6 protein-coding genes and 1 pseudogene are annotated in these 5335 nt (G+C 52.6%); 2 read left to right on the top strand and 5 right to left on the bottom strand.

Annotation, left to right across the window (positions count from 1 at the left end):
* Both HMPREF3098_RS11140 and HMPREF3098_RS00145 read right to left on the bottom strand, forming a co-directional pair.
* A pseudogene (locus HMPREF3098_RS11140) lies at positions 1-282 on the bottom strand (transposase); the annotation flags it as partial.
* 165 nt (positions 283-447) lie between these two features.
* Positions 448-810: a DoxX family protein gene (locus HMPREF3098_RS00145; protein WP_070433538.1), complete on the bottom strand. Its 363-nt coding sequence runs from the start codon at positions 808-810 to the stop codon at positions 448-450.
* Positions 811-1167: 357 nt separating this feature from the next.
* On the opposite strand from HMPREF3098_RS00145, the gene HMPREF3098_RS00140 reads away from it, so the two are divergent.
* Positions 1168-1782 carry a recombinase family protein gene (locus HMPREF3098_RS00140; RefSeq protein WP_070433537.1) on the top strand — a complete coding sequence of 205 codons (615 nt, stop codon included), beginning with the start codon at positions 1168-1170 and terminating at the stop codon, positions 1780-1782.
* A 65-nt stretch (positions 1783-1847) separates the two neighbouring features.
* Here HMPREF3098_RS00140 and HMPREF3098_RS00135 read toward each other — a convergent pair whose 3' ends face one another.
* From HMPREF3098_RS00135 to HMPREF3098_RS10795, 3 genes are all read right to left on the bottom strand, one after another.
* On the bottom strand, positions 1848-2432 hold the full coding sequence (locus HMPREF3098_RS00135; RefSeq protein ID WP_070433536.1) for a hypothetical protein: 585 nt from the start codon (positions 2430-2432) through the stop codon (positions 1848-1850).
* Positions 2429-4396 (bottom strand): LGFP repeat-containing protein, encoded by a 1968-nt coding sequence (locus tag HMPREF3098_RS10800; RefSeq protein ID WP_083283846.1) that lies wholly within the window; start codon positions 4394-4396, stop codon positions 2429-2431. The genes HMPREF3098_RS00135 and HMPREF3098_RS10800 overlap by 4 nt, the downstream gene beginning before the upstream one ends.
* 233 nt (positions 4397-4629) lie before the next feature.
* Positions 4630-4929: a type IIL restriction-modification enzyme MmeI gene (locus HMPREF3098_RS10795; protein ID WP_070433535.1), complete on the bottom strand. Its 300-nt coding sequence runs from the start codon at positions 4927-4929 to the stop codon at positions 4630-4632.
* 122 nt (positions 4930-5051) lie between these two features.
* Here HMPREF3098_RS10795 and HMPREF3098_RS00120 point away from each other — a divergent pair.
* A partial coding sequence (locus HMPREF3098_RS00120) for an IS6 family transposase (RefSeq protein WP_141739599.1) occupies positions 5052-5335 on the top strand: 284 nt, incomplete at its 3' end.

Below are 5335 nucleotides of genomic sequence, written 5' to 3'. Positions count from 1 at the left end.
CCCGGTAGAGATAGCACCACGTGCCGCCGACCCGGATATAGGTCTCATCTACCCGCCAGGACCGGGCCTGCTAGTCGGGTACCTGCCGGTACCACCGAGTGTGCTTATCTAGCTCAGGGGCGTATTTCTGCACCCAGCGGTAGATCGTGGTGTGATCGACTGGCACACCCGGCTCGGTCATCATTTCTTCGAGATCGCGGTAGCTCACCCCGTAGCGGTAGTACCACCGCACCGTCCACAGGGTGATGTCACGGGGAAATGCCGACCGGAGAAGATGCTCATGGCTCTGATTATTTCACGCCGGTTTTTCTACTGCCCCCAACTTTGCAACAGCACCGAACGTTCGTAGGTGTGTCTACTAAGAAGGTGCGCTGCTGGGGTACTCGGAGTTGAACAGCTCACTTAGATACGGGCTAGGATCCTGCCTCAACTTCAAAGTAGAAGTCATCACATTGCTGCCGCATTGACCGCGAGAACTGCAGCGCTGAGCGCTGTCATGCCAAGGCAGTTAACCCAGAATTCCTGCTTGAGGAACCTTGCTTTCATGTGGGCGATGATGGCGAAGATGAAGTATCCAAGTACGCCTACCGACACCGTTGTTGTGACCGAAGCGTCACCGATGGCAGCTCCGGCAATTAGGCCTGCCGCTGCGAGTGCCTTGATTCCGATTAGTGCCCACCACCAGTCCTTAGGAAAGTTGACGCCACTTAGGCATCGGCTGATGAACTTCGGAGGTTTAATTGACATGAGTGCATCGCCGGCAAGGGCCGCGGCCAATAGGTAGCTTCCACCTACTGCAAGTGAACTCATTTGGGCACCTTTCTAAGAGAAATGCTTAACGATATCCGTTTCCCCAAGGGGATAGAGTTCCTTTAGAGAGAACCCGATTGTGAGCTTACGCTCAGAAAGGCAAACATAATACCCTTGGTTCTCAGCCTTTTACTGTTCGCTCATCCCTGTACAGTTACTCAAGGTTTGGTTACGAAGACCACCTCCCCATCTTTCGTCGCACCGAGAGGAAACCCAATAGGCGCGAGAAGTTTGGGAAAAGTTGGCACACTACGAACATATGAAACCATCTGCCTAGGTCTTCTTATGTATCGAATGGGTACACCCCAAACGAACAGTTTGTAAATCACAAGAACTCCTGTTCGCTAGGGTTGATTTATGGATAACCGAACAGATGTGTCGTTACCCCTAGACATTGCCGAACAGCCTGAGGCTATTGTCGGCGAAAAAGTCGGCTACGCCCGCGTGAGCTCCAAAGATCAAAACCTGGAACGGCAGACTGAGCTGTTGCGCAAAGAGGGGGTCTTCTCGCTCTATGAGGATCGGATGACTGGTTCAACGCGGCAGCGTCCAGGGCTGGAAGAAGCCCTGAGATATGTCCGCAAGGGCGATCAGCTGATTGTGACGTCCATGGATCGTCTCGCTCGCTCCCTGTCCGATCTACATTCCATCGTTGACGACCTAACCTCGCGCGGCGTCTCGGTGCGGTTCCTCAAAGAAGGTCAGACCTACTCAAAAGATTCCACACCGGTTGCGAAACTCATGCTCGGATTGTTGGGATCGGTGGCGGAGTTTGAGCGCTCCATCATCCGCGAGCGCCAGGCCGAAGGTATCGCCCGAGCGAAGGAGCGCGGCGTCTACAAGGGGCGGGCGAAAGCGCTCACCGATGAGCAAGTCGCTCAAGCCCACGCGTGGGTGTCCGCTGGTGTGCCAACGGAAGTGGCGCGACGGCTCGGGATTGGAAGGACGACACTCTATACGTATCTATCATAAAGCGATCTTTAAGTGATTAGATATTATGTTTGAAAAATCGGATATTGAAGAAATGACGCTTGTTTCTACCGGCTGCGGAAGGTGTACCAATTCTCTGAGAGGTGGCGAATCTCTGTCCCGGGGATGGACGGCGCGGTTTGGGTTGGAGCTTTAATCCAACCTTGAATAGACCATATCGCTGAGCTGTCAGCATCGGTAACGATGACAGCGCCAGAGTGATCGTGTCTGACGGAAAGAACTTCGGCGCTACCGACTTGTCGAGGTTCTTTGAATCCGTATCCTTCTTCCCAGTCCAGCGGTTTTCGCTCAACTTCTCTTGCTAACAATTCGAACTCATCGCGGGAAGATACAAAATCATCTGGCGTAAGCGATGTTGTCAACGTTAGAAGGAGTGCAGACAAACCGACAAAAAACAGCGGTTTAAGTTTGCGTGTGTTCCAATGGCCACTCTTTATCTTTTGAACAAGAAGAGAAGATGCTGAAAGAATTAAACTGAGCGTCGACAAAAAAATGAATAGTATCGCAGCGAAGAGTCTGTGGCTGTCGTCGATGTTATTTTGCGTTGGTGACCAATCCAGCAAAAGGAATAGAAGAACGATTGCGGAAACTGTCACGTTCCCGTAAATTAAAATCTTGATCGCTTTCTTCATCGTATCACTATCAGTGAATTCCCCTCTTGATTTGGAAATTCACTCGCTGGATCGTTGGTTAGTTTTGCGATTTTTGCGTACTCCAGACAGATATTCTTTATCTGACCTGGATTGCCCTCATTCCTTAGGCCTGTGGCAATGCCTGTGATGTTATTGAACTCGTCCATAAGTCTAGATTTTTCGGGATTGTTTGGCGTCTTCTCGTGGGCATCCGCTAATTCGCGGGCAAAATCAGCATTAGAAGCTTCAGTGGTCATTCCCATCCAGCTGCAGTGTCTTGTCGCGTCGCCTTTATTATCGGCTAGGTCGCTCCCCCATTGCTCTTCTGAGAAGGCTACAGAGTCCTTCCATGCGCGAAGGGATCGTGAGCAGTCAAATGCGCTGAAAGAGCAAGTCTTTACAGGGTACTGCCCAGTAGAGGGATTCTCATACCAATATTTGCTTGATGCGTCGGTCCTTGATAGCGCCTCACCTGCATTGTCGTCACCATTCTGGAACAATGCCTGGCGGGAGGCATTGTTGACTGCTTCAGGACTGCCAAAGGTATAGGTTACGAGTCCCTTGTTTACAGCGCTGGTCATTGGAACATTTTGTCGGTATTTATTATAGGTGACAGGTGTTCCAATTGCGCCGATTTCATCTCCCGTAGGGCTGATTAGGCTTGTTCGGTACGGGTGGTGCGCAACTCGATAGCCAGAGGGCATGCCAACTAGGAAGCTAAAAGTTCGCGGCGCAGACGCATTTTTCCTGTTCATCATGAGAGAAATATCCCATGTGTAATCAGATGTTATCTCTGTTTTAAAATTCGCAGATTCTAGCCTTATTCCGTTTGGTAGGACTGATGCCTGAAGGTCTTCTTCGAAAACAATACCAATACTGAAAGTTAGGGCGGTTCCAGCTATGGGCGCTCCGCCTATTCCACCATGCAAGCGACCGTGCTGGAACCTTTGAGATTGTAATGCTTGACCATTGTTCTGCGGATCCTCTGTGGGGTATCCGAGAGTGCTTTTTTCATATCCGGCAGTTCCCCACTGATCGAGCATATTTCCCTTGATGAAATGTGCTCCATGTTTTGGGTGCCAGTAGATCATTCCGCCAGTGAATCGGTTGAATCGTCCGATTCCATCAGGGGTTTTTGTTTCATCGGTAACGGGATAACCCAAGGGGCCCTTTTCGGCGCCTGTCTGGATCCACTTGTCGTAGATGGCGCCGTGGATGCTTGCCAGCCCTGCGAGAGAACCGTAGATGTGGCCATGTTCGAAAGATTGTTTGCGTCCGATTCCATCAGATAGGCCGAATTCATCGGTGGTCGGATAGCCCAACGGACCGCGTTCCCAGCCGGTGCGAGCCCAGGCAATAGAAAAGTGTGTGGTGATGGGATGGGCTCCTGTGTTGGGATGCCAATAGATAAAGCCATTGGCAAACTCATTGCGTCGCCCCACTCCATCTGGAACCGTCAGCTCGTCAGATTTTGGCCAGGTCAAAAAGCTCTGCGGGCCGCCGAGAGAATCGTACTTTTCTCGGATTTTCCCACAGACTTTGTATGGGCTGGGCCAGTATGTCCGGCATGTGTTTACAGCAGCAAGAGTTTGTATTCCGGAACGGGTTTGTGATGCTTGTTCTTTGGCTTCTTGTATTTCAGCTTGGTTGGCTTGTTCTTTGGTGAAGCCTCCGGGGATTTCTTCCTTGTCGGAACGCATTTGTCCCGGGGTGATTTCATCGTTGGGGTTGACCGTGGGGCGCCAATTTGCACCGGTTTGATTATCTACGGTGTTGTCGTCGAAGCCTGGTTCTGAGGGTTCGAGATTTTCCCGTCCGGGTGCAACTTGATCGGCTTTACTCTCGGTAGGAGCATTAGTGACTGTTGGCGCCTGAGCAGGTTGGGGCTGGGCAACCGGGGCCAAGCCGATGCTGAGGGCGGCGGAAAAAAGGAGGGCTGAGATGGTGCGCGATGGTCGAGCCATGGTGGTTATCTTTCGCTGCGGTGAGTGGTTAAATCCGACAGTAGCACCAGAGGGTTTCCTTTGAAATGAAAATTGGTGACTGGGGGATGAAATCATCCTGGATGTGTAGAGGGGAGGTTTACTCTTCGTCTGTGGTGATGGTTTCTTGTTCGGCAGGGAAGATGAGTCGGTTAAGTCATCGATAGTGAACGTGTGTCCAGGAGCCCTCCTCTGACTGTGGCAGGCGAAGGTACTCAAAATCGGCGACGAGAGTGAACTTCGGCCATTTGTGCTGACCGATGGAGCCTCCAGCGAGGTAGTTCCAGGGCTTGGTCGAAGGCTTTCGAGAGGTCTGCGCCGAGGGACTTGGCTTCGCCGAGGGCGACTCCTGACCAGAACAGGTCGATGTAGCCGCCACCGCCGGTGGAGGCGCGTGCGGCGTCGCGCTCGAACAGATCAATGCGGTCGGGAATGATGCCGAAGCAACGCAAGAGGTCGGACCAGAACTGTTGGGCGTGGGACTTCTCAGTGTGCTTTTGCCGGTCTCCCGCCACTCGTCGATGCGTGGTCGTCAGTGGGATACGAAGCTGTTGAGTTGGGTGCGGATGGAACCGCGATCAATGGTGCTGTTGCAAAGTTGGGGCAGTAGAAAGACCGGCGTGAAATAATCAGAGCCATGGGCATCTTCTCCGGTCGGCATTTCCCCCGTGACATCATTCTGTGGGCGGTGCGGTGGTACTGCCGCTACGGGGTGAGCTACCGCGATCTCGAAGAAATGATGACCGAGCGGGGTGTGCCGGTCGATCACACCACGATTTACCGCTGGGTGCAGAAATACGCCCCTGAGCTGGATAAGCACACTCGGTGGTACCGGCAGGTACCTGACTGGCAGGCCCGGTCCTGGCGGGTGGATGAGACCTATATTCGGGTCGGCGGCACGTGGTGCTATCTCTACCGGGC

The sequence above is a fragment of the Corynebacterium sp. HMSC28B08 genome (genome assembly GCF_001806865.1).
Lineage (GTDB): Bacteria > Actinomycetota > Actinomycetes > Mycobacteriales > Mycobacteriaceae > Corynebacterium > Corynebacterium auriscanis.
This window is presented reverse-complemented; position numbering and strand designations above follow the sequence as displayed.